We start from the raw sequence: 23,050 nt of genomic DNA on the forward strand, positions 1-23,050 counted from the left end.
CTGCACCCCACCGACGGATGTCGGTGGGGTGCAGCACTCCTGAACTCAGCCGGTCAGTGAATCGGCCCTGGCGGGCTCGTCCTTCGGGCGGGCGGGGGCGGAGTGGCCGTGGCGGAGGAAGAGGGCGGAGGCGATGACGCCGATGAGGAGGATGGCGGCGGGGAGCAGGGTGGCTTGGCTGAGGGCGGTGCTGAAGGCGTCCTCGACGAATTCGGGGATGGGGCCTTGGCCCGCACCGCCTTCGGCGACCTTGCCGCCGCCGAGGCCGTTGGCGGACATGCGGGCGGCGATGAGGGCGCTGATCGCGGCACTGCCGAGAACCGAACCGACCTGGCGGGTGGTGTTGTAGACGCCCGCACCCGCGCCGGCCTGTTGGACCGGCAGGTTGTGGGTGGCGGTCGACGCGAGCGGACCCCAAATGCAGGCGTTCGCGAAACCGGCCAGCGCGGCCGACACCAGGAACCAGACGATCGAAGAGTCCGGCGTCATCAGTGCGGAGAACCAGAAGATCGACACCGCGAACAGCCCGAAGCCGATGGTCGGCACGATCCGTGGCTGCACCCGGTCGGCGAACTTGCCGATGAACGGCGCGAAGATGCCGGTGACGATCGCCATCGGCGCGAACACCAGCGCCGACTCGGTCGGCGACAGCTCGCGCACCGCCTGCAGGTAGAAGTAGGACGGCACCATGAACGCGGTGACTGCCGCACCCATCGCGGCGATCGCGGTGTTGGACAAGGCGAAGTTGCGGTCCTTGAACAGGCTCAGCGGCAACAGTGGTTCGCCGCTGTTGCGTGCCTGGTTCACCGCGAAGGCACCGAGCACCACCAGACCGAGGCCGATCATCACCCAGATGCGCAGCGACCAGTCGTAGCTGTTGCCCTCCTGGATGCCGAACACCACCAGAAACATGCCGACACCACTGAGCAGCACGCCGGGGATGTCGAACTTGTGCTGGTTCGTCGGCAGCGCGGGCACCAGCCACACCGCCAGCGCGAACGCGATAATGCCGAGCGGGACATTGACGATGAAGATCCATTCCCAGCCGAGGCCGTCGACCAGCACTCCGCCGAGGATCGGCCCGATCAGCGTGGCCAGACCCGCCACGCCGCCCCACAGCCCCATGGCCGCGCCGCGCTTGTCCGGCGGGAAGGTGCGGGTGATCACCGCCATGGTCTGCGGCGTCATCAGCGCGGCGCCGATGCCCTGCACGGCACGCGCGGCGATCAGCATGGCGATGCTGCCGGACAGCCCGCACCACAGCGACGCGGCGGTGAACACGGCGAGCCCGACCAGATAGATGTTCTTGGGGCCGAAGCGATCACCGAGCCGACCGGTGACCAGCAGCGGCACCGCATAACTGAGCAGGTAGGCGCTGGTCACCCAGATCACCTGGGAGATGTCGGCGTGCAGGTCCGTCATGATCGCCGGGTTGGCGACCGCGACGATGGTCATGTCCAGCAGGATCATGAAGAAGCCGACAACCAGCGCGGTGAGCGCCAGCCACGGATTGCGTTGAGTGGTCATGGATTCGGAGTTCCTATCTCGGCTGATACCGATGACGGGGGCAGAACGACGGATGGCGCGGCGACGTCGGCCGAGGGTGGCGGCAGACCGGCGCCAGGACTCGGCGGCTCGGCATGATCGGCATTCGGCCGGTCGCAGTGCGACTCGACCGTCCGCTCACCGGTGGCCGGATCGAAGTCGTCCCATTCCAGTGTCCCGCTGTCCAATTCGGCGAGGAAGCTCTGGATCCAGGCGATCTCCGCGCCGAGCCTGGCGCGCTGATAAGGGAGAACGATGGTGTAGCGGCGCGGAACCCCGCGCCCACGCGCCCAGTCGATCATCGAGTCGACCTCGGCCAGCTCGGCTGCCAAATGTCCGACGCGCTCGCGCAGCAGGGCGAGCACATCGTCCTTGGGCAGGTTGTGCGCCTCACCCAGCGCGATCGGGAACACCGGATATTCCGGCGCGGGATACCGCAAAATCTCGGTGATCCGGGCACGTAGCGCCGCCCTGCCACGCTCGGTGATCCGATAGGTGGTGCGTTCGGGCCGGTTTCCTTCCCGGTCGACGCCTTCGGACCGGACGAAGTCCTGCTCGGCCAGCCGTGTCACCGTGTGATACAGCGAGCCGGGCCGCACCTTGACCAGCAGATCCTCCCGGCGCGCGATCAGCAGCTGAAACATCTCGTACGGATGCATCGGCCGCTCCTCGAGCAGCGCGAGCACGGCGATCGCCAGTGGCGTCACCGCCGGACGCGCCTGCTGCGCCATGCCATTACCTCCCGTAGATCGCTCGTCACGCGAGCCGGAGCCGTCGACTCGGGGCGAACGCTAGCCGCACCCTCGGACATGCCCCACACCAAATACTCCACACGGAATATACGGCGCGGAACAATGCCGTCGCAAGGCAGATCGCTCGGTGCGAAAAGTGATCGTGAGCACCGGGCACCCGCCCGGCGGCCAGGGCTCGCGCGCGATGGACCGAGCTCAGTCGGCGGACCGTACGCTCAGGTCAGGGGCTGCGGGCAAGGCATACGTGCGCCGCATCCGGCCGGTGCCGGGCGTGCTCGCCCAGACGGTAATGGCGAGCAGGCCATCGAGCACCATGGCCAAGACGGCGACCAGCAGCGCGCCGACCAGGACCCGGTCGTACCGGTACAGGCTGATGCCGTCGAAGATGTAGCGACCGAGCCCGCCGAGGTTGACGTAGGCCGCGATCGTCGCGGTGGCGACCACCTGGAGGGTGGCCCCGCGCAGCCCGGTGAGCAGGATGGGCATCGCATTTGGCACCTCGACGCGGAACAGGATCTGCCGTTCGGTCATCCCCATGGCCCGCGAGGCGTCGACGACATCGGCAGGCACATTGGCGATTCCGGCATAGGCACCGGCGAGCAGCGGCGGAATGCCGACGGTTACCAGGGCGAGCAGCGGCGGAATCAAGCCGAGACCGAGCAGCAGCACCAGGAAGGTGAGCAGGCCGAGCGTCGGCAGGGCACGCATGGCGTTGGCGAAACCGACGAGCACCGCGGCGCCACGCTTGGTGTGGCCGATCACCAGACCGAGCGGCACCGCGATCGCGGCGGAAATCACGATGGTGAGAAAGCTGTACCAAAGATGTTGGGCGATCCGGGTTTCGATGCCCGCGGGCCCGTTCCAGTTCGCGCCGTCGGTGAAGTAGTGCCAGGCGTCGATGAAAAGGTTCACAACGCACCGCCTTTCGCTTTCGCGGACCTGGCGTCGGCCCGCACCCACGGCGTCGACCAGCGGCCCAGCGCGTAGACGAGACGGTCGAAGATCAAGGCCAGCGCCAAGATAACGATGATGCCCGCGACGATCTCGTCCGGATAGTCACGCTGATAGCCCTGGGTGAACAGCTTGCCGACGCCGCCGACGCCGATCAGCGCGCCGACCGACACCATGGCGATATTGGTCACCACCACCACCCGCAGGCTGGACACGAAAACCGGGATGGCCAAGGGCATGTCGACGGTGAGCGTGCGGCGCAGCGAGCTGAACCCGACCGCGTCGGCGGCATCGATCACCTCGGCGGACACCGAATCCAGCGCCGCGGGCACCGCGATCACCAGCAGCGCGGTCGAATACACCGTCAACGCGATGATCACGTTCAGCGGATCGATGGTGGAGATCCCGGCCAGCGGCGGGATGATCACGAACAATGCCAGCGACGGAATGGTGTACGACAGGCTCGCCACGGTCACCGTCACCCGACGCAGCCAAGCGACGCGGCGAACCAGCGCACCCACCGGAATCGCGATCACCAACCCGAGCATCAGCGGCACCAGCGCCAGGTACAGATGGGTTTTGGTGAACCCCATGATTTCGGCGAAGTTGTCGATCAAGTACCTCACGTCGACCCCCCGCCGCTCACTTCCCGCTCGAAGAAGTGCCGATTGCGGTCGGCGTCCTCGGTGGCCCGCTGACCGGCCAACTGTTGCAGCACCTCGGTGGCCAGTACGCCACCCCGCACCGCGCCCGAATCATCCACGGCGACACCGACACCGGACGGCGAGGAGATCGCGGCGTCCAGCGCCTGCCGCAGGTCGCCGGTCGGCGTGAACAGCGAACCACCCGCGGACGTGCTCTCCGCCAGCGAACGTCCGGCGCGAACCGCCTCCACGCCGGTCACGTCCACCCAGCCGCTCGGCCTGCCTTCCGCGTCGACGACCAGCACCCAGTCGCCGCGATCCAACCGCAGGGCGGCCACTTCGGCCGCAGTGGCGGTCCGGATCTCGTGCAGCGGAACATCTTTCGCTGACCGGAAGGACAGGCCGCGATAGCCGCGGTCGCGCCCGACGAAATCGGCGACGAAATCGGTGGCGGGCTGGGCGAGCACATGATCAGGCGGGTCGTACTGCTGCAGCACTCCGCCGCGGCCGAACACCGCGACCCGGTCGCCGAGGGTGATCGCCTCGTCGATGTCGTGCGTGACGAACACGATGGTCTTCTGCAATTCGGCTTGCAGCCTTTGCATTTCGATCTGCAACTCGGCTCGGACCACCGGGTCGACGGCGCTGAACGGCTCATCCATCAGCAGCACCGGCGGGTCGGCGGCCAGCGCCCGCGCCACCCCGACGCGTTGCTGCTGCCCGCCGGAGAGCTGTGCCGGATACCGGCCAGCCAGCGACCGGTCCAGCCCCACCCGATCGAGCACCTCCAGCGCCGCCGCACGGGCCACCTTGCGCGAATCGCCGCGCAGCACCGGCACGGTCGCCACATTGTCGACGACCGTGCGGTGCGGCAGCAGTCCGCCGCTCTGGATCACGTAGCCGATACCGAGCCGCAGCTTGACCGGGTCGACCTTCGAAATGTCCTGTCCGGCAATGGTGATCGTGCCAGCGCTGGGCGTGATCATCCGGTTGATCATCCGCATCGACGTGGTCTTGCCGCAGCCGGACGGGCCGACGAACACGGTGAACGAGCCGGAATCAATACGCAGATCGAGATCGGTGACGGCGTGCGTGCCGTCCGGGTAGGTCTTGCTGATGCCGTTGAATTCGATATCGGACAACGGTTTCCCCTAACCGGTCGGCGTGTTCAGCCCTTGCGCGGCTACCCAGGCGACGGCCGCGGCCTTGGGCTCGGTCTTGCTGCTACCGGACACGGCTTCGTTCAGTTTGATCAGCTCCGCGGTGGTCAGCTTCGCCGAGGCGGCGTTCAACGCGGCCAGCGCCTTGTCGGTCTTCTTGGCCGAATTCAGCAGCGGGACCACGTTCTGCGCGGCGAAGTTGCGCTTCGGATCTTCCAGCACCACCAGGTCGTTCTGCACGATGGCCGGCGAGGTGGTGAAGATGTCGGCCGCGGTCACCTGCCCCTCGACCAGCGCGCGCACGGTGGCTGGCCCGCCGCCGTCGGCGATCGGCACGAAGTTGTTCGCGGCGATGTCGAGGTTGTAGTTCTTCTTCAGGCCGGGCAGTCCGCCCGCGCGCTCCTGAAATTCCGCCGGCGCACCGAATTTCACCTCGGCCGAGTGCGCGGCCAGGTCGGCGATGGTGCGCAGGTTCCAGCGTTCGGCGGTGGCACGGGTGACCACTACCGCGTCGGAATCCTCCCCGGGGGCCGGGGTGCCGATGGTGAGCTCCGAGCCGAGTGCCTTGGTCAGCGCGCTCTCGACCTCGGCGGCGCTGGTCGCGGTCGCGTCCTTGTCCAGGTACTGGAGCAGGTTGCCGGTGTATTCGGGGATGACCGAGATCGCGCACTGGCGCACGGCAGGGACGTAGGCCTCGCGACTGCCGATGTTCAGCTTGGTGTCGACCTTGAAGCCGTTGATACGCAATACCTCCGCGTATATTTCCGCGACGGTCTCCGACTCCGGGAAGTTCGCCGAGCCGACGATGAGCCCGTCGCCTTCGCAGCTGCCCTTGCTGGCGAGCGGGTCGGAGTTGCCACACGCGGACAGGATCATGGCGGCGGCCAGTGCGGTGGCGGCGACGATGAACCGGGCGGCGCGCAGCGCCAGCCGCAGCGCCGATCGGCCGTGCCGCGCGGCATCGGGATTGATCGAGGTTTTCACTGAAGTCCTTCCGGCATGGCGGGCAGTGCGAGGTCCCGGGGCAGCACAGCCACCGGTACATTCTGGGTGTCCATACTGCCCGCTTCAGGGTGTTCCTGTTAGCTCTGTCGGTCTCTCGGAGAGTTGGTGTCGCCGAATGGTGTTGCCCGCGTCGCTGCGGATACTGGCTCGTTTACTGGTCGTCGCGACCGCCGCACTGGTCGTATCCTGCGGGAACGGCGAACAGGGCGCGCGGATCACGGTCGGTGCCGGTGATTCGGTCGAGTCCATCCTGCTCGCCGAGATCTACGCGGGCGCGCTGGCGAGAACCGGGGCCCGCACCTCGGTCGAACCGCATCTCGGCAGCCGTGCCGACTATCTTTCGGCACTCGACGCGGGCCGGATCGACCTGATCGGCGAGCACAGCGGCGCACTGCTGGCCTTCCTCGACACCACCGCCCGCGATCGCACACCGGAGCACGTTGGTCGCGCGCTGAGCAAGTCGCTGCCCGAGGGGCTGGTGGTCACCGATGCCGCCGACGGCACCGACCTGCGGCCGCGAGTCGTGCTCAGCACGGAGACCGCCACGCACGACAACGTGCGCACCATCGCCGATCTCGCGCCGCGATGCGACCAGCTCACGGTCGGCGTTGCCCCGGTACCGGACCTGATCACGCTGCCGCCCGCGCTGGAACAGGTGGCGGACTGCGCCTTCGCCGCGACGCTGCCGTTTCCCGATGCCGAAGCACTGCGAAAGGCCCTGCTGGACGGGCGGATTCAAGCCGGACTGCTGACCGGCCCGCCCGCCGTGGTCCCCGGCTCGACCGACGGGCTGACGATCCTGTCCGACGACACCTATGCCGTGCGCGCCGAGAACGTGCTGCCGCTGCTGCGCAAGGGCGCGCTGGACGAGCGCCGGATCGAGAAACTGAATTACGTTGCGGGCGAGCTCAGCACCGACGATCTCGCCACCATGATCCGCCGGATCAGGGACGACCGGGCCGAGCCCGCCGAGGTGGCGCGCACCTGGCTGGACGACCACTCGTTGTAAATCCGCACGGTGGGCACCCGAGGTGGCTAACGTCTCCAGGCGTGAGTATCCGGTTCATCGGCGGCTACGTGGCCCTCGTGGCGATCCTGTTGTTCGTCTGGGCGAGCTACTCGGACAAGAATCCCGTGTTCGCGATCTCCCTCGTCGTCGCGCTTGGCGCGATGGTCGCCCTGAACCTCTGGATCAGGGCATCGGCTCGCACCACGCGAAAGGCGCCTCGTCCCGATCGGAACAAGGCGCCTTCCGGCGAGTGAGCGAACCTGTCAGGCAACGCCTTCGGCACGCGCGGCGGCCGCGACGGCCTCGGCGACAGCCGGGGCGACCCGCGGGTCCAGCGGGCTCGGCACGATCTTCTCCGGGCCCAGTTCGTCGGCGACGACGCTGAGGATGGCGTCGGCGGCGGCGATCTTCATGCCCTCGGTGATGCGGCGGGCGCCCGCGTCGAGCGCGCCCTTGAACACGCCGGGGAAGGCGAGCACGTTGTTGATCTGGTTCGGGAAGTCGCTACGGCCGGTGGCGACGATCGAGGCGTACTTGCGCGCGACGTCGGGGTGGATCTCCGGGTCCGGGTTGGACATGGCGAACACGATCGACTCCGGCGCCATCGAGGCGATGAGCTCCTCGGCGATCAGACCGGCGGACAGACCGAGGAACACGTCGGCACCGGTGAGTGCCTCGGCGGCGCCACCGGTCAGCCCGCGGGGGTTGGTCCGGGTGGCCAGTTCGGCCTTCACATCGTTGAGGTCGCTGCGCTCGCGGCTGATGATGCCCTTCGAGTCGAGCACGGTGACGTCCCGAACGCCCGCGGCCAGCAGGATATTCGTGCACGCGACACCGGCCGCGCCCGCACCGGACACCACCACCTTCATGCCGTCGATGCCGCGACCCTGCACCTTGGCCGCGCCGTTGAGGGCGGCGAGCACCACGATGGCGGTGCCGTGCTGGTCGTCGTGCATGACCGGGCAGTCGAGCGCCTCGATGAGCCGCTTCTCGACCTCGAAGCAGCGCGGCGCCGAGATGTCCTCGAGGTTCACCGCGCCGAAGCTGGGGCGCAACCGGATGACCGTCTCGACGATCTCGTCGACGTCCTTGGTGTCCAACACGATCGGGATCGAGTTCAGTCCGGCGAACTTCTTGAACAGCGCGGCCTTGCCCTCCATCACCGGCAGCGAGGCGCGCGGGCCGATGTCACCGAGGCCGAGCACCGCGGTGCCGTCGCTGACCACGACGACGAGGCGGTCGGTCCAGGTGTAGCGCTTGCAGAGCTCGACGTCCTGTGCGATCGCCCGGCTCACCTGAGCGACGCCCGGGGTGTAGGCGATCGACAGGTCGCGCTGGGTTTCCAGCGGCGAGCTGAGTTCTACCGACAGCTTGCCTCCGAGATGTCCCGCGAAAATCTCGTCATGGGTGATTTCGGAAAGACTTGCAGTGGCATTCGGTGCGTCAGTCACAGGTGACACGATTTCACTCCTGCTCGGGCCGGACAAACCGGGGGACGGTTACCGCCGGGTATATAGGTATAAGTGTCTATGGTCGCTCCGCAGGCTCCGCTCCTGTGGATTCTTTACGCTCATCGAGTGCGCTGACCGGTACGTTTCGCGTCCGACGGCGGGTCGCGAAAACCCGTCGGCGGAAGCCGGGCACGAAGGCGGCGGCTTGCGTAACCACGCAGTGCCCGGCGGACGCCGCATCAACAGAGCCGATTTCGCTGACGTGGCGCGGCACTGATCCGCGGAGCGGGAGCCGGACGGGTGGGTCCGGACAGAACATGCGGCGTGATCCTCGGGTCGCGACGGTGCGTCGTGAGGCGGAGATCTCCGTAACTCCGGTACCCGGCGGTGGCTTAGGTACGGAATCCGACACATTCTGCCAGCATGGTCCGCGACTTGCCAAACCGATCGGGTCTCCGCCGTGTCGCGCGCCTGTATCCAGCGTAGGCCGCGGGAATTACCGGGCCGTAAGCGAAAACTCGCACGCCACCGGCGCCGGGCGGTGAGTTGTCACAACGGGATCGGGTCGGCGGGTGTGAGCTGCTCGGCGGGCGCGGGCCCCGCTTCGGCCTCGGACACGATCTCCGGCGCGTCCGGCACCGCAGCCGATCGCGCACTGAGCACGCCCGCTTCCCGCGCGTGTGGAACCGGTCCGCGCAGGTCGAACACCAGGGATTCGCGCCGACCCGGCACAGCGGGCCCGCGCGGGGGCGTCACGGCGATCTCCTTGGCGCCCACCTCCCCCGCGTCGAGCATCGCGATCTCCCGCGCGTCCGGCCGCACCCACACGTTGTCCAAGCCGCCGGACATCAACCGCACCCGCCAGTCGTCGGCTGCCCCGGGGTGATCGGTGCGCCGATGCATGCCGCGCGTTTCGGTTCGCGCCAGCGCGCTGTATTTGGTCCACCGCGCCACCGCGAGCAATGCCGCCGCCTGCCTGGCCCGCAACCGGTCCAGACCGGTGCCGCCGAGGTCGAATTCGGCACCCGGCCACATCGAGTCGAGTTCGCCGATGCTGTCGACCAGGCTGCCCGCACTGCGCCAGTAGCTGCGCCGCAGCGGCAGCGTGTGTTCCTGCACGAGGCCGACTACGGCCCGCGGATCGATCCGCGCCACCGCGTTGAGCCCCGCACCCGGCACCTCACACACCGGACTGCGCCGGTCGGCGGTGCGCGCGTATCTCGCCGCGCCCGCGCCCGCCCACACCCCGGAGGCGATGGCCCAGGCGCCACCCTGCCCGCCGAATCCGCTCACCGCACCGGTGATCGGCTCCCTGGTGGTCACGTCGCCCGCACCGAACAGCCCGTCGACCGTGGTCGCGCAGTCCGCTCGGGCGAGCCGCAGCCCGCCGGTGCCGCGCACGGTGCCCTCCAGCACCGCTCGCAGCGGCACCCGCCTGGTGTGGTCGACCAGGCCCTGTTCGGTCAGCCAGCCACGCAGCGCGATGGGCACGTCATCGAGTGCGGCGAACACCCTGCGGCCATCGGCGATCGCGGCGAAAGCCGCCGCGCGGTGACCTTCCAAGACCGTCCCCGACTCGTCGTAGAGGGTGGCGAAGTGCAGCCCGAGTCCGGACGCGGAACTCGAATGCGCGGCCGGAGCAGACACGTTGGTGGCCGGGGTCAATCCGTACGCGCTGGAGAACTCCATGCCCGACAGCTGGGCGCCCGCCTCGGCGGCGAACAGCAGGCCGTCGCCGGTGTCCACGTCGGTACCGGCCCCGCCGGAGAGGAACGCACAACCGCCGGTGGCCACCACCACGGCACCGGCCCGGACGGTCCACGGCTCGAACCGATTGTGCTGCTGCACCCCCGTCGCGCCCGCGACCTGACCATCTCGGCCGACGAGCAGTTGCAGCGCCGGATGGTGATCGAGAATCCGCACACCGGCGTCGAGCACGCTGCGCCGCATCCGGCGCAAATAGCTGGCACCGTCGAGATACACCCGCAACGACGACCCGCGCCCGCCCGGGCCCGCGCCGGGGAACCGATAGCCCCAGCGGGCCAGCTGCTCGACGCGCCGGTGCGTCTCCTCCAGCACCCGGTGCATCCACTCCTGGTCGCCGAGTCCGCCGCCGTGCGCGTAGCCGCGGTGTACTGCCTCATCCCTGGCCGGTCCGGGCGGGATGTTCCACAAGGCGGTGGTGCCGTGCGCGGTCGGCCCGCTGGTGCCGCATCTGGCCTTGTCGGCGAGCACGACACGGGCGCCGGCGCCGGCGGCGGAGACGGCGGCCCAGGTTCCAGCGGGGCCACCACCGAGAACCAGTACGTCCGTCTCGAGTTCCGTCACAAAGAGAAATATTCGGCCACAATTCACCGAGCCGCAACCATTACCGCAATTTTTAGCGCGGCCGTATTCGATCCGTTGTCAGCCGAATGCCTCTGATCAACTCCACCACTGGGTCCACAGCAATAATCCGGCGATCAAGAAAACAACCGCAGATCCGGAAAAAGCCACAAAACCCCGATGCTTATCTGAATAAATCTGCGCCGCAACGGCTATCCCGGCCGACACCACATGCCATGCCACCGATTCGCTGCCCGGGCCGGGAAAGTCGCGCCGCCCCGCCATGAACGCGGTGCCGATGACGACCAGCATCAGCGCGCAGATGCCCGCGGCGACGGTGCCGCTGAGGCCGCGAAGCACCTTCACGAGACGATCACCGGTACGCCGGTCGCCTTGCCCGCGAGCACCTCGAATTGTGTTGGGTCGGTGGTGTATTCACCGAGGCGGATGGTCTTGTTGGTGCCGTGGTAGTCGGACGAGCCGGTGGTGAGCAGGCCCAGTTCGGCGGCCAGTTCGGCGAGCACCGTGCGGTCCTGCGCGGAGTGGTCCGGATGGTCGATCTCCAGTCCGCCGAGTCCGAGCGTGGCCAGTTCCCTGATGTCGCCGAGGGCGAGCAGCCTGCCCCGTTTACGCGCTCTGGCATGCGCGAGCACGCTCACCCCGCCCGCGGTGGCGATCATCTCGACCGCCCGGCGCAACGGCGTGTCGGCTTTTTCCGCGTAATACGGCCCGTGCGGCGCGAGCAATTCCTCGAACGCCGCGTCCACACTCGGCACCACACCGGCCGCCACCAGCGCCATGGCCAAGTGCGGACGCCCCGCGGCTGGCCCTGCCGAAGCGAGCACGGCATCGGGATCAATCGGCAACCCGTCGGCCACCATGCGCTCGGCCATCGCGCGCACCCGTTCGATCCGTTCGCCACGCAGCCGCTCGCGCTCATCGGCGAACCCGCGATCGGTCGGATCGAAGAGGTAGGCGAGCAGATGCACCGGCACAGGCCAGCCGTCCTCACCGAGGCCGACGCACGACATCTCCATACCGCGGACCAGCGTGAGCCCCTTCGGCAGCGCGTCGACCGCCTCGGTCCAGCCCGCCGTGGTGTCGTGGTCGGTGATCGCGACCACGTCCAAGCCGGCGGCGGCCGCGTTCCGGACCAGTTCGGCGGGTGTGTCGGTGCCGTCGGAGGCGGTCGAATGGGTATGCAGGTCGATGCGCACGCCCTCCAGTCTTACAGTGCTGGAGCCGGGGACCGCACGCGCAGGCGACGTAGCATCGCGGTGTGCCATCAATACCGCAGCTACCGTCGTTCCGTGGGTCAGGCCGTGAGCCGCGCCAACTGCCGCGCATCCCGATCCCGACCGCGCGGGCCATCGTCGACTGCGGCGTCTACGTCGAAGGACACCGGCTGCCCGGCAGATTCACCCATCGCGACGCGCTCGCCGAGGTGCGTAACCGGGGTGCGGGCTTCGTCTGGGTGGGCCTGCACGACCCGGACGAGGCGCAGATGGCCGATATCGCCGAGACGTTCGGGCTGCACGCGCTCGCGGCCGAAGACGCGGTCAAGGCGCATCAGCGACCGAAACTGGAACGCTACGACGACACACTCGTGCTGGCGATGCGCACGGTCGCCTATGTCGAGCACGAAATGCACAGCGTCAGTGAGATCGTGGAGACCGGCGAGATCATGGTCTTCACGGCACCGGACTTCGTGGTGTCGGTGCGGCACGGCGAGCATTCCGAACTGGCCTCGCTCCGCAAGGAACTGGAGGCCGACCCGGCCCAGCTGATGCTGGGCACCGGTGCGGTGCTGCACGCGATCGCCGACCATGTGGTGGATTCGTATATCGAAGTGACGCAATCGATCGAGCTCGATATCGATGCGATGGAGGAAGAGGTCTTCACCCCCCGCAACAAGATCACGATCGAGTCGATCTACCAGCTCAAGCGGGAAGTGGTCGAGCTACGCCGGGCGGTGAATCCGCTCGCGGTTCCGCTGCAGGTGCTCGGGCACAAGCCGGATGTGCCACTGCCCAAAGAGATTCGGCGTTACCTACGGGATGTGGCCGACCACCACGCCGGTGTCGCCGAACGGATCACCGACTTCGACGAGGCGCTCAGCGCGCTGATCAGCGCCGTGCTGGCCAAGGTCGGCGTGCAGCAGAACACCGACATGCGCACCATCTCGGCCTGGGTCGCGATCGCCGCGGTGCCGACGATGATCGCGGGCCTCTACGGCATGAACTTCAGCCATATCCCCGGCTCCGAGGAACCATGGGGCTTTTTCTCGGTCGTCCTGGTCACCCTGGGCATCTGCATCGGGTTGTACGTCAACTTCCACCGCAACAACTGGTTGTAGCGCCGATTACATTCTGGCCGCGCCACGTTCGGGATCGCGCACGTCGATACCCGCCTCGGCCCACGCGTCCCGCAACGCCTGCGCCCCGCGCACCCGGACCCACGCCGCCTCGGTCGCGGTCACCGGCGTCACCGCGAAGTAGCGAACCGGCTCGGCCGGGTCGGGCAGCACCACTTCGGGAATCCCGCTGTCCCCCAACAACACCGCGGTGAACGGCGCGTTCTGCCACATCGGCTCGCCCAGGTCCATCAGCGCATCCGCTTGCAGCACAACGCCTTCCACCGCGGGCGCGGCGGCAAGCACGCCGAGCGCCTTGGCCAGCCCCGAGTGCGCACCCGCCGCGGCACGCAGCGTGAGCACCAGCTCGGCCCGCGGCCCGCGCACCGGATCGGCAACCAGCGCAGTGGGATCGCCCATCGGATGACGTGATCCGCCCACCGTGGCGTAGTGCACCAAATCGCCGTCGACGATCCGCAGGATCTCGATCGGTTCCAAGCCGAGAAAGGTCACCGACGCCGAATCGACCCCGGTCACCGGCACGCCGAAATGGTCGAGCACACCCGTGCGGACCGTCTGCACCACCTCCATGCGTCAGATAGCCAGCCGCGCAAGCATGTCCCGCGCCTGTTCCGCGGACTTCGGGTCGCACAGCACGTCATAGCGCCCGGCCACCAACTGCATGGTGGAGGCGAAATCGCGCTGCCCCTTGGTCGCCGCGTACGGGATCGAGGTGGAGATCACGCCGAAGATGATGCCGCCGACCAGGCCGACCAGCAGCGGGCCGAGCGCGCCGCTCGTGGTGAACAGACTCAGCAGCAGACCGAGGAACAGGCCGAGCCAGGCACCGCTCACCACGCCGCCGCCGATGACCTTGCCCCACGTCAGCCGGTAGAGGACGCGTTCGACCTGCATCAAGTCGACGCCGACGATGGTCACGTCCTGCACCGGGAATTGCCCGTCGGCCAGATAGTCGACGGCCTTCTGCGCCTCGGCGTAGGTGGGATAGGAGCCGACAGGCCAGCCGGACGGCGGCGTCGGCAGGCCCTGCCGTGCGCGATTCGAGTTCCCCATGGGATTCGTCATGTCTCTATTCTGCTATTCCGGCCGGTTTCCCGGGGGCGTGAAACGCGTGGTCCGCGTCATTGCCGCGGCCCGGCCCTTTTCCGCGATCACCTGAGCCATTTTCGCACTCGCCTCATCGATCATTTCGTCGCCGAGCATGACCGCTCCGCGGGCACCGCCCTCGACCGAGGTGTGGAAGGCGTATGCGTCCAGAATCAATTCGGCCCGGTCGTAGTCGGACTGGCGCGGGCTGAAGATCTCGTTCGCGGCCTCGATCTGGCCCGGATGCAGCACCCACTTACCGTCGAAACCGAGGGCAGCGGTGCGCGCGGCGGCCCGCCGGAAGCCGTCCACATCCCGAATCTGCAGGTACGGGCCGTCGATCGCCTGCAAGCCGTGGGCACGGGCGGTGAGCAGGATCGTCATCAGGATGTGGTGGTAGGCATCGCCGGTGTCGTAGCCCTCCGGCTGTTCACCGACCACCAGGGTGCGCATGTTGATGCTCGCCATGAAGTCGGCCGGGCCGAACACCAGCGCCTGCACGCGCGGGCTCGCGGTGGCGATCTCATCGATATTGCGCAGCCCCAACGCGTTTTCCAGCTGCGGTTCGATGCCGATGCGGCCGACCTCGAGTCCGGTTGCCTTCTCCAGCTGGGTGAGCAGCAGGTCCAGCGCGCGCACCTGGCCGCCGTCGGTCACCTTCGGCAGCAGGATGGCGTCCAGTGCGGTACTCGCGCCTTCGACGACGGTGATCACGTCCGCGTAGGTCCACTCGGTGGTCCAGTCGTTGACCCGGACCACCCGCAGCTGCGATCCCCAGTCGGAATCGTTGAGCGCCGCCACGATATTCGCCCGCGCCTCCGCCTTGGCGGCAGGCGCGACCGCGTCCTCCAGGTCGAGGAACACCTCGTCGACCGGCAGGCCCTTCGCCTTCTGGATCATCTTCTTGTTGCTGCCTGGACAGGCGAGCACCGAACGGCGCGGCTTCAAGATCACTCCCGTCGATCGTGGCGCGGTACTTCTCCCGGTCGCCGAACCCTCTAGCCTGGCAAGCATGGCAGCTACCAGGGTGTACGTCGCCAGGCTGGCCGGCCTGGTGGTGTTGGGGCCGGACGGCGAGTCTATCGGCCGGGTCCGCGACGTCGTCGTGGCCATCCGGTACGACCGCCAGCAGCCCCGGGTGCACGGTCTCGTCGTCGAATTGCCCACCCGGCGGCGCATTTTCGTGCCGATTCTGCGGGTCACCGCGATCGAGCCCGGCGTGGTGACGCTGAATACCGGGACGGTGAGTCTGCGGCGCTTCACCCAGCGGCCCGGCGAAATGCTCGCACTCGCACAGATCGTGGATTCCACGGTGCGGGTGGAGGATCCGGATCTGCCGGACCTCGCCGGCGTGGACGTGCACGTGGTCGATCTCGGCATGGAACAGGCGCGGACCAGGGACTGGCGGGTGACCAGGGTCGCCGTGCGCGGGCATCGCCGGCTCGGGCGCCGCCGCACCGTGCACGTGGTGGATTGGATCCACGTCTCCGGCTTGACCCCGTACGAGATCGGCAGGCCCGGCCAGGACGTCACCCAGCTGCTCGAGCAATTCGAGGGCCTGCGCCCTGCCGACGTCGCGCATCTACTGCGCGAATTGCCGGAGAAGCGGCGCATCGAGGTGGCCATCGCGCTCGATGACGAGCGCCTGGCCGATGTGGTGCAGGAGCTGCCCGACGACGAGCAGGTCGATCTGCTCGGTCATCTGGAGGTGCGCCGCGCCGCCGACGTGCTCGAGGCGATGGATCCCGACGACGCCGCCGACCTGCTCGGCGAATTGCCGGTCGGCGAGGCCGAATCGCTGCTCGCGCTGATGGACCCGGAGGAGTCCGAACCGGTCCGGAGGCTGCTGGAACATTCCCCGTACAGCGCGGGCGGTTTGATGACGCCGAAGCCGGTCATCCTGACGCCGTCCACCACGGTGGCCGAGGCGCTGGCGAGGGTGCGCAACCCCGACCTGACACCCGCGCTGGCCTCGATGGTGTTCGTGGTGCGGCCGCCGACCGCGACGCCGACCGGGCGTTACCTGGGCTCGGTCCACATCCAGCAACTGCTGCGGGAACCACCGGCCCACCTGGTCGGCGGCATCCTCGACGCCGACTTGGCCCCGCTGCGCCCCGAGGTCCCGCTGGCCGCGGTGACCCGCTACTTCGCGACCTACAACCTGGTCTGCGGGCCGGTGGTGGACGACGAGAACCACCTGCTCGGCGCGGTCAGCGTGGACGATGTACTCGACCATTTGCTGCCCGACAACTGGCGCGACCAGGCAGAGCTGCACGAGGGGATTTCCGGACATGAATGACAAGGTCGGCGGTGCGCGGATGCGGCTCGAAACGCCGGTCGAGTCCCGGTTCCGCATCGATTGGGACGCCGAGGCGCTCGCGAACAGCAGCGAGCGGGTGGCCCGGTTCCTCGGCACCGGTCGCTACCTGGCCATCCAGACGATCATCGTGATCGTTTGGATTTTGTTGAATGTCTTCGTCATCGCATTGCGCTGGGACCCGTACCCCTTCATTCTGTTGAATCTGGCGTTCTCCACCCAGGCCGCCTATGCCGCGCCGCTGATCCTGCTGGCGCAGAACCGGCAGGACAACCGCGACCGGGTCGCGCTGGAGGAAGACCGGATGCGGGCCGCGCAGACCAAGGCGGACACCGAGTTTCTGGCCCGCGAACTCGCAGCGTTGCGGATCGCGGTGGGCGAAGTCGCGACTCGCGACTACTTGCGCAGGGAGTTGGAGGAGATGAAGGAGATACTCGATCGAATCGAGGGTGCGGGCGACGACAAGCCGCAGCGCAAGAAAAGTTCCGCCAGAAAGCAGGCGTCAGCCCCGGTTTCACCGCCCGTAGCTGATGATTGACCGGAAATACCAAACAACTACCTGACTGATGGGTAACCTGGACAGCGTTGTCCCGAGCGGCCCGGGGCGGGGGATGCCCAGACAGCCGCTCACACGACGTAGAGGATTGGTGTGGCTGAATGCGTATATCTACTCCGATAACCGTCTCGGCCCTGGTTGTAGCCGGTCTCGTCGCCTCAGGCTCAGCCGCTCTCCCCACCACCTCCACCGGCGCGCCCGAGGCTCCCGAAGCCTTGCTGGCCGCGTCGACGAATACAGCCGGATCGAAAGACAACTCGGACAACACCGGTGCGAGCGGATTGTCTAAGACAGTCGGTCTGCTCCCGGTGACCCAGGAAGCTCCTCGCAAACTTCGGGCAATGTCTCCGCTCGGCGAAGGGTCGGCTCCGTTCGCGGGACGGGTACCGCTGCAAGAGATCTCGCTGCCCCAGGTCGGCGGCGCGCTCGGCATCCCCGAAGTGGTGCTCGCCGCGTACCGCAATGCCGAACTCGCCATGGAGTCCTCCTCGCCCAACTGCGGCCTGTCCTGGAGCCTGCTGGCAGGCATCGGCCGGATCGAATCGGGCCACGCGGGCGGCGGGCGCACCGACGCCGCGGGCACCACGGTCACCCCGATCTACGGCCCCGCGCTGGACGGCACGTTGCCAGGCAACGAGATCATCAAGGCGGCCAGCGGCGGCTATGTGCGCGCGATCGGGCCGATGCAATTCCTACCCGGCACCTGGAGCCTGTACTCCGCCGACGGAAACGGCGACGGTGTCGCCGACCCGAACAACGTCTTCGACGCCGCGCTCGCCGCGGGCAAGTACCTGTGTTCGGGCGGGCTGAACCTGCGCGACCAGGCCCAGGAACTCCGCGCGGTGTTGCGCTACAACAACTCCACCGCCTACGCCGCCAACGTGCTCAGCTGGGCGGCGGCCTACCGCACCGGCGGTTCGCCGACCCAGGTGTCCATCTCCCCCGACCTGATCCCGCCGGGCAGCGCACAGGTGCAGGCGGCGGGCATGACGGCGGTGAACACCACCGCGCCGTCCACCACGACCACCACCACCGCGCCGCCGAGCACCACAACGACGACACCGACGCCGACCGAGGTGATGATCACCATCCCCGGCCTGCCCCCGATCCCGTGCGGCATCTTCTGCCCGCCGCCGCCGAAGCCGCTGAATCCGTGTGAGCCCGCCGTGATTCCGGCGCCGATGCCACAGCCGGGCGAGCCCGCGGTCGCCCCCGTCGCACCCGGACAGACCTTCGGTGCCGGAACCGCCGCACCGAAGGATCCCGCGCACCCGGAGCAGCCCATCGCGCCGGTGTGCGTCGCACCGCCGGAGGCGGCCCAGCCGCCCGCGCCGCCGCAAGTGCAGGTGGCACCGCCACCACAGCAGGCACCCGAGCAGCAGACCGCGCAGACGCCCGAATCGGCCCCGACCGTCCCCGAATCGGCCCCAACCGTCGCGGTCGAGCCCACCCAGACGGCCGTGCCGCAACCCACCCAGCCGCCCGGCATCACGTTGCCGTTCGGCATCGTGATTCCGCTGCCGCCCGCCCCCCAGGGCTGACGCCACACTCAAACGAGGTCACGAAGCAGTAACAAAAAGGTCTCGAATGCGGTAGCCTTCCCTTCGTCCGATCACGAAGGGCTCACATCGAGCCATTGGAGGGTCACCGCACAGTGGGGCGTCACCGAAAAAAGCCGGCTGTCACCGTCAGGCGCAGTTCCGTAATCGCATTGACCGGTTTGGTCCCCGCTGGACTCGTGGCAGTCACTGCCGCGTCCGATGTGGGAAATGGCAGTCAGGCCGCGGCAGCGGTCGAGCAGCACGTCCCGGGGGACGATCAGGAAGCAGTCGGGGCCAAACCGCAGGCCTTGGTGGAACCGATCGCCACGGCCGAATTCGTAACCAACAAGATGGCAAAGCCGGGCGGTCCGCCGGTGGTGAAAACCGTTGCGCTCAAAGATGGTCGGCAGCTCGCGGCAATGCCCGCCGGGCCGATGGGCATTCCCGGCATCGCGGTCGCGGCCTATGAGAACGCCGAACGCATCCTCGCCGCGGAGAACGCGGGCTGTGCCATGCCGTGGTCGATGCTCGCCGGAATCGGCCGCGTCGAATCCACGCACGCGTACGGCGGCAAAGCCGACGCCGACGGCAATCCGATCAGCCCGGTCTACGGCCCGGTGCTCGATGGAAGCCTGGCAGGCAACAACGTCATTCGCGATTCCGACGACGGCGAGCTGGACGGCTTGGCCGGTTACGACCGCGCCATCGGGCCGATGCAGTTCCTGCCGCAGACCTGGAAGCGCTACGCCGCCGACGGCAACGGCGACGGCATCGCCGATCCACAGAACCTCTTCGACGCGGCGCTGACCGCCGGAAAGTACCTGTGCGACGGCGGTTTGAACATGCGCGACTTCGCCCAGCAGTCCAAGGCGATCCTGCGCTACAACAACTCGATGGCCTACGTCGCGAACGTCATGGCCTGGGAAACCTCCTACAGCAGCGGAGTCGCACCACGGGCCGGGGACCTGCCCAAAATTTGACACGCCTAAAATTCCTGCCATGCCAGTAGTTACGGAATCGGATGTGCGGGGCGCTCTCGCAAAGGTCGACGATCCGGAGATCCGCAAGCCGATCACCGAACTGGGCATGGTGAAAAGCGTCGCGATCAGCCCCGACAGCAATGTCCACATCGAGATCTACCTGACCACCGCGGGTTGCCCGCTGCGCACCGAAATCATCCAGCGGGTCACCAAGGCTGTCGCCGACGTCTCCGGCGTCGGCGCGGTCACCGTCGATCTCGACGTGATGAACGACGAGCAACGCACCAACCTGCGTAAACAGCTGCGTGGCGACTCGGCGGACCCGGTCATTCCGTTCGCCCAGCCCGGCTCGCTGACCCGGGTGTACGCGGTCGCGTCCGGCAAGGGTGGGGTCGGGAAATCCAGCGTCACAGTCAATCTCGCGGCGGCCATGGCCGCCCGCGGCCTCTCGGTCGGCGTGCTGGACGCCGACATCTACGGCCACTCGATCCCCCGCATGCTCGGCACCGACGCTCGACCGACCCAGGTCGAGAAGATGATCATGCCGCCGCAGGCGCACGGCGTGAAGATGATCTCCATCGCGCAGTTCACCCAGGGCAACACCCCGGTGGTGTGGCGCGGCCCGATGCTGCACCGCGCGCTGCAACAGTTCCTCGCCGACGTGTTCTGGGGCGATCTGGACGTGCTGCTGCTGGATTTGCCGCCGGGCACCGGCGACATCGCCATCTCGATCGCCCAGCTGATCCCCGGCGCCGAGATCCTGGTCGTCACCACCCCGCAGATCGCGGCCGCCGAGGTGGCCGAGCGGGCGGGCGCCATCGCGCTGCAGACCCGGCAACGGATCGCGGGCGTGGTGGAGAACATGTCCTGGCTCGACCTGCCCGACGGCAGCCGGATGGAGCTTTATGGTTCCGGCGGCGGTCAAGTGGTCGCCGACCGGCTGACCCGCGCCGTCGGCGCCGACGTGCCGCTGCTCGGCCAGATCCCGATCGAGCAGGCGGTTCGCGAAGCGGGCGACGAGGGCACCCCGATCGTGCTGCGCGACCCCGACTCCCCCGCCGCCAAGGCACTGCTCGACGTCGCCGACAAACTCGCCGTCCGCCGCCGCGGCCTGGCGGGCATGTCCCTCAACATCGACACCACCCGCCGCTAGCCCGCCTCTCCGCGTTATTCAGGCCAGACTCGGTGCCACGGGTTGTCCCGGCGATCTCCGGGTCCGATTTCCGCGTGGCAGCATGTGCTCAGTGTCGGTGGGTGCCAATAAGCTCTTGGGCATGCTCACGTTGCTGTTGTACGTGCTGATCGTTGGTCTGGTGGCCGCGGTGCTGTTCTTGCTCGCCAGTGCGGTGTTCGGGCGGGCCGAGGAACTGGGGCCGCTGCCGGAGGGGACCACGGCTACCGTGCTACCCGCCGAGGGGATCTCCGGGGCCGATGTGCGGGCGCTGCGATTCCAGCAGGTGGTGCGCGGCTACAAGGCGTCCGAGGTGGACTGGACGCTGGCCCGGCTGGCCGCCAGGATCGACGAGCTACAACACCAACTGGCCGAGGCGCAGGCCGCGCGGTGGCAGACACCGGTCGCGCCCGAGCCCAAGTGAGCGCGGCCGACCTCGCCGCAGTCGAGGGCGACGGCCGAATCCGCTGTGCCTGGCCGCTGCAAACCCGGCTGTACCGCGATTACCACGACTACGAGTGGGGAAAGCCGCTGCACGGCGACGACGCGCTCTTCGAGCGACTATGCCTGGAAGCTTTCCAATCGGGACTGGCGTGGATCACCATCCTGCGCAAGCGACCGGCCTTCCGGGAAGCGTTTGCCGGGTTCTCGATCGAACGCGTCGCCGAGTTCGACGAGGCCGATGTGGCGCGCCTGCTCGCCGACACCGGCATCGTGCGGAACCGGCTGAAAATCGAGGCCGCGATCGGCAACGCCCGAGTTGCCCGTGACCTCGATATCGGACTGGACGAACTGCTCTGGTCGTTCGCACCTGCGCGCCGGCCGCGCCCGGCAACCAGCGCCGATGTGCCCGCCAGCACACCCGAATCCGTAGCTCTGGCAAAAGAATTGAAGCGGCGCGGGTTCCGCTTCGTCGGGCCGACAACGGCCTACGCACTGATGCAGGCGACCGGGATGGTAGACGATCACCTGGCCGATTGCTGGGTCGGTAGTGACGTGTCCGACACAGTCCGACCGGTCACTTTTTGAACTCAGGTATCCGTCCACATCCGCGATAGGGAAGAATGGGACGGGTGTAGCTCGCCAAATGCCGGCGAGCTCGCTGGTTGGTGACAACTGGAGTTCCAAGAAAGTGCGCAGCATATCGCGCAGATCTGGAGGGAGCAGAGGATGGCGGCCATGAAGCCCCGTACCGGGGACGGTCCCCTCGAGGCAACCAAGGAAGGGCGTGGAATCGTCATGCGGGTTCCACTCGAGGGTGGCGGGCGTTTGGTCGTCGAACTCACGCCGGACGAGGCCGCGGCGCTCGGCGACGAACTGAAGAGTGTCACCAGCTGATACCTCGGCGCTGACAGCGCTGGCCGGTCTACTGGCCTGCCCGGAATGCGCACTCGGACTCGAGCCGCATGCTCGGGTATTGCGGTGTGGACACGGACACAGTTTCGACATAGCCAAGCAGGGCTATGTCAGCCTGCTGACCGGCGCGTCGACCAAGATGACCGGCGACACCGCGGCCATGCTGGACGCGCGTGCCGCCTTTCAAGGTGGGGGACATTTCGCGCCGATCGCCGCCGCGGTAGCAGAGGCGGTCGGGTCGGACGCGCATGCGTCCGACACCGTGCTGGAGGTGGGCGCGGGCACCGGCTACTACCTGGCCGGTGCGCTCGACGCCGCGCCTTCGACCCTGGGGATCGCGCTGGACGTGGCCAAACCGGCCGCCCGGCGCTGCGCCCGCGCCCATCCACGGGCGGCATCGGTCCTCGCCGACGCCTGGAGCGGCTTGCCCGTCCGCGACGGCACCCTGCGCGCGGTGCTGTCGGTGTTCGCACCACGCAATCCGGCCGAGGTCGCCCGCGTGCTCGCCGAGAACGGCCGGTTCGTCGTCGCCACACCCACCGAACGCCACCTCGCCGAACTGGTCGGCCCGCTCGGCATGGTGACGGTCGACCCGGACAAGGACCGCAGGCTCGACACCGCCATGTCCGGTCACTTCGTGGCGGTCGATCGTGTCCTGGTGGAGTACCCGATGAAACTCACCAAGGGCGACGTGGCGAATGTTGTGGGCATGGGTCCGTCCGCCCACCACGTCGGCACCGAGGACTCGCGCATCGCCGCCTTCGCGGACGCGACCGAAGTCACTGCCTCCGTCGTGGTCTCCAGCTACCGACCGGCATAGCGGCGGA

25 protein-coding genes are annotated in these 23,050 nt (G+C 68.1%); 12 read left to right on the forward strand and 13 right to left on the reverse strand.

Annotated elements, in window-relative coordinates; all coding sequences use genetic code 11:
• Positions 1-45: 45 nt before the first annotated feature.
• The 6 genes from KV110_RS34630 to KV110_RS34655 all read right to left on the reverse strand — a co-directional run bounded on the left by KV110_RS34630 (position 46) and on the right by KV110_RS34655 (position 5,928).
• Positions 46-1,527 (reverse strand): DHA2 family efflux MFS transporter permease subunit, encoded by a 1,482-nt coding sequence (locus KV110_RS34630; protein ID WP_218471353.1) that lies wholly within the window; start codon positions 1,525-1,527, stop codon positions 46-48.
• Positions 1,524-2,276, reverse strand: a complete 753-nt coding sequence (locus KV110_RS34635; RefSeq protein WP_218471354.1) for a PadR family transcriptional regulator — start codon at positions 2,274-2,276, stop codon at positions 1,524-1,526. Before KV110_RS34635 ends, KV110_RS34630 begins: the two co-directional genes overlap by 4 nt.
• Before the next feature lie 216 nt (positions 2,277-2,492).
• Positions 2,493-3,209, reverse strand: a complete 717-nt coding sequence (locus tag KV110_RS34640) for an ABC transporter permease (protein ID WP_218471355.1) — start codon at positions 3,207-3,209, stop codon at positions 2,493-2,495.
• Positions 3,206-3,874, reverse strand: coding sequence for an ABC transporter permease (locus tag KV110_RS34645; RefSeq protein WP_281427703.1), 669 nt, complete (start codon positions 3,872-3,874; stop codon positions 3,206-3,208). The genes KV110_RS34640 and KV110_RS34645 overlap by 4 nt, the downstream gene beginning before the upstream one ends.
• A complete protein-coding gene (locus tag KV110_RS34650; RefSeq protein WP_218471356.1) occupies positions 3,871-5,034 on the reverse strand; it encodes an ABC transporter ATP-binding protein in 1,164 nt (387 codons plus the stop codon). Before KV110_RS34650 ends, KV110_RS34645 begins: the two co-directional genes overlap by 4 nt.
• A 9-nt stretch (positions 5,035-5,043) precedes the next feature.
• On the reverse strand, positions 5,044-5,928 hold the full coding sequence (locus tag KV110_RS34655) for an ABC transporter substrate-binding protein (protein ID WP_246634820.1): 885 nt from the start codon (positions 5,926-5,928) through the stop codon (positions 5,044-5,046).
• A gap of 244 nt (positions 5,929-6,172) precedes the next feature.
• On the opposite strand from KV110_RS34655, the gene KV110_RS34660 reads away from it, so the two are divergent.
• Both KV110_RS34660 and KV110_RS34665 read left to right on the forward strand, forming a co-directional pair.
• On the forward strand, positions 6,173-7,066 hold the full coding sequence (locus tag KV110_RS34660; RefSeq protein ID WP_218471357.1) for an ABC transporter substrate-binding protein: 894 nt from the start codon (positions 6,173-6,175) through the stop codon (positions 7,064-7,066).
• Between the two features lie 41 nt (positions 7,067-7,107).
• A complete protein-coding gene (locus tag KV110_RS34665; RefSeq protein WP_218471358.1) occupies positions 7,108-7,320 on the forward strand; it encodes a hypothetical protein in 213 nt (70 codons plus the stop codon).
• 9 nt (positions 7,321-7,329) lie between these two features.
• Here the strand turns inward: KV110_RS34665 and KV110_RS34670 are convergent, their stop codons facing one another.
• From KV110_RS34670 to KV110_RS34685, 4 genes are all read right to left on the reverse strand, one after another.
• Positions 7,330-8,526 carry an NAD(P)-dependent malic enzyme gene (locus KV110_RS34670; RefSeq protein ID WP_218471359.1) on the reverse strand — a complete coding sequence of 399 codons (1,197 nt, stop codon included), beginning with the start codon at positions 8,524-8,526 and terminating at the stop codon, positions 7,330-7,332.
• A 540-nt stretch (positions 8,527-9,066) separates the two neighbouring features.
• A complete protein-coding gene (locus tag KV110_RS34675; RefSeq protein ID WP_218471360.1) occupies positions 9,067-10,845 on the reverse strand; it encodes an FAD-dependent oxidoreductase in 1,779 nt (592 codons plus the stop codon).
• 96 nt (positions 10,846-10,941) lie between these two features.
• Positions 10,942-11,208: a hypothetical protein gene (locus KV110_RS34680; RefSeq protein WP_218471361.1), complete on the reverse strand. Its 267-nt coding sequence runs from the start codon at positions 11,206-11,208 to the stop codon at positions 10,942-10,944.
• Entirely contained in the window at positions 11,205-12,059 is an 855-nt protein-coding gene (locus KV110_RS34685; RefSeq protein WP_218471362.1) for a PHP domain-containing protein, read from the reverse strand. Before KV110_RS34685 ends, KV110_RS34680 begins: the two co-directional genes overlap by 4 nt.
• Before the next feature lie 62 nt (positions 12,060-12,121).
• Between KV110_RS34685 and KV110_RS34690 the strand changes: the two genes are divergently transcribed.
• The gene (locus tag KV110_RS34690) at positions 12,122-13,198 is read left to right on the forward strand and encodes a magnesium and cobalt transport protein CorA (protein ID WP_218471363.1); all 1,077 of its coding nucleotides are present in this window, start codon (positions 12,122-12,124) and stop codon (positions 13,196-13,198) included.
• 6 nt (positions 13,199-13,204) lie between these two features.
• On the opposite strand, the gene KV110_RS34695 is transcribed toward KV110_RS34690, so the two are convergent.
• The 3 genes from KV110_RS34695 to KV110_RS34705 are packed head-to-tail and all read right to left on the reverse strand — an operon-like array spanning position 13,205 to position 15,256.
• A complete protein-coding gene (locus tag KV110_RS34695; RefSeq protein ID WP_218471364.1) occupies positions 13,205-13,786 on the reverse strand; it encodes a suppressor of fused domain protein in 582 nt (193 codons plus the stop codon).
• A 3-nt stretch (positions 13,787-13,789) separates the two neighbouring features.
• A complete protein-coding gene (locus KV110_RS34700; RefSeq protein ID WP_218471365.1) occupies positions 13,790-14,281 on the reverse strand; it encodes a YflT domain-containing protein in 492 nt (163 codons plus the stop codon).
• A 12-nt stretch (positions 14,282-14,293) separates the two neighbouring features.
• A complete protein-coding gene (locus KV110_RS34705) occupies positions 14,294-15,256 on the reverse strand; it encodes an HpcH/HpaI aldolase/citrate lyase family protein (protein ID WP_423709433.1) in 963 nt (320 codons plus the stop codon).
• A 58-nt stretch (positions 15,257-15,314) separates the two neighbouring features.
• Here KV110_RS34705 and KV110_RS34710 point away from each other — a divergent pair, with 58 nt between their 5' ends.
• The 9 genes from KV110_RS34710 to KV110_RS34750 all read left to right on the forward strand — a co-directional run bounded on the left by KV110_RS34710 (position 15,315) and on the right by KV110_RS34750 (position 23,043).
• Positions 15,315-16,601, forward strand: a complete 1,287-nt coding sequence (locus tag KV110_RS34710) for a magnesium transporter MgtE N-terminal domain-containing protein (RefSeq protein WP_218471366.1) — start codon at positions 15,315-15,317, stop codon at positions 16,599-16,601.
• Entirely contained in the window at positions 16,594-17,157 is a 564-nt protein-coding gene (locus KV110_RS34715; RefSeq protein ID WP_218471367.1) for a DUF1003 domain-containing protein, read from the forward strand. The genes KV110_RS34710 and KV110_RS34715 overlap by 8 nt, the downstream gene beginning before the upstream one ends.
• A gap of 359 nt (positions 17,158-17,516) precedes the next feature.
• Entirely contained in the window at positions 17,517-18,716 is a 1,200-nt protein-coding gene (locus tag KV110_RS34720; RefSeq protein ID WP_343224143.1) for a lytic transglycosylase domain-containing protein, read from the forward strand.
• Positions 18,717-18,829: 113 nt separating this feature from the next.
• Positions 18,830-19,696, forward strand: a complete 867-nt coding sequence (locus tag KV110_RS34725) for a lytic transglycosylase domain-containing protein (protein ID WP_218471369.1) — start codon at positions 18,830-18,832, stop codon at positions 19,694-19,696.
• Between the two features lie 19 nt (positions 19,697-19,715).
• Positions 19,716-20,849, forward strand: coding sequence for an Mrp/NBP35 family ATP-binding protein (locus KV110_RS34730; protein ID WP_218471370.1), 1,134 nt, complete (start codon positions 19,716-19,718; stop codon positions 20,847-20,849).
• A 121-nt stretch (positions 20,850-20,970) separates the two neighbouring features.
• The gene (locus tag KV110_RS34735; RefSeq protein ID WP_218471371.1) at positions 20,971-21,291 is read left to right on the forward strand and encodes a DivIVA domain-containing protein; all 321 of its coding nucleotides are present in this window, start codon (positions 20,971-20,973) and stop codon (positions 21,289-21,291) included.
• Positions 21,288-21,896: a DNA-3-methyladenine glycosylase I gene (locus tag KV110_RS34740; protein WP_281427836.1), complete on the forward strand. Its 609-nt coding sequence runs from the start codon at positions 21,288-21,290 to the stop codon at positions 21,894-21,896. Before KV110_RS34735 ends, KV110_RS34740 begins: the two co-directional genes overlap by 4 nt.
• Before the next feature lie 141 nt (positions 21,897-22,037).
• Entirely contained in the window at positions 22,038-22,205 is a 168-nt protein-coding gene (locus KV110_RS34745; RefSeq protein WP_011211259.1) for a DUF3117 domain-containing protein, read from the forward strand.
• Positions 22,192-23,043, forward strand: a complete 852-nt coding sequence (locus tag KV110_RS34750) for a putative RNA methyltransferase (protein WP_246634163.1) — start codon at positions 22,192-22,194, stop codon at positions 23,041-23,043. The genes KV110_RS34745 and KV110_RS34750 overlap by 14 nt, the downstream gene beginning before the upstream one ends.
• Positions 23,044-23,050: the final 7 nt, after the last annotated feature.

Source organism: Nocardia iowensis (genome assembly GCF_019222765.1).
Taxonomy (GTDB): Bacteria; Actinomycetota; Actinomycetes; order Mycobacteriales; family Mycobacteriaceae; genus Nocardia; species Nocardia iowensis.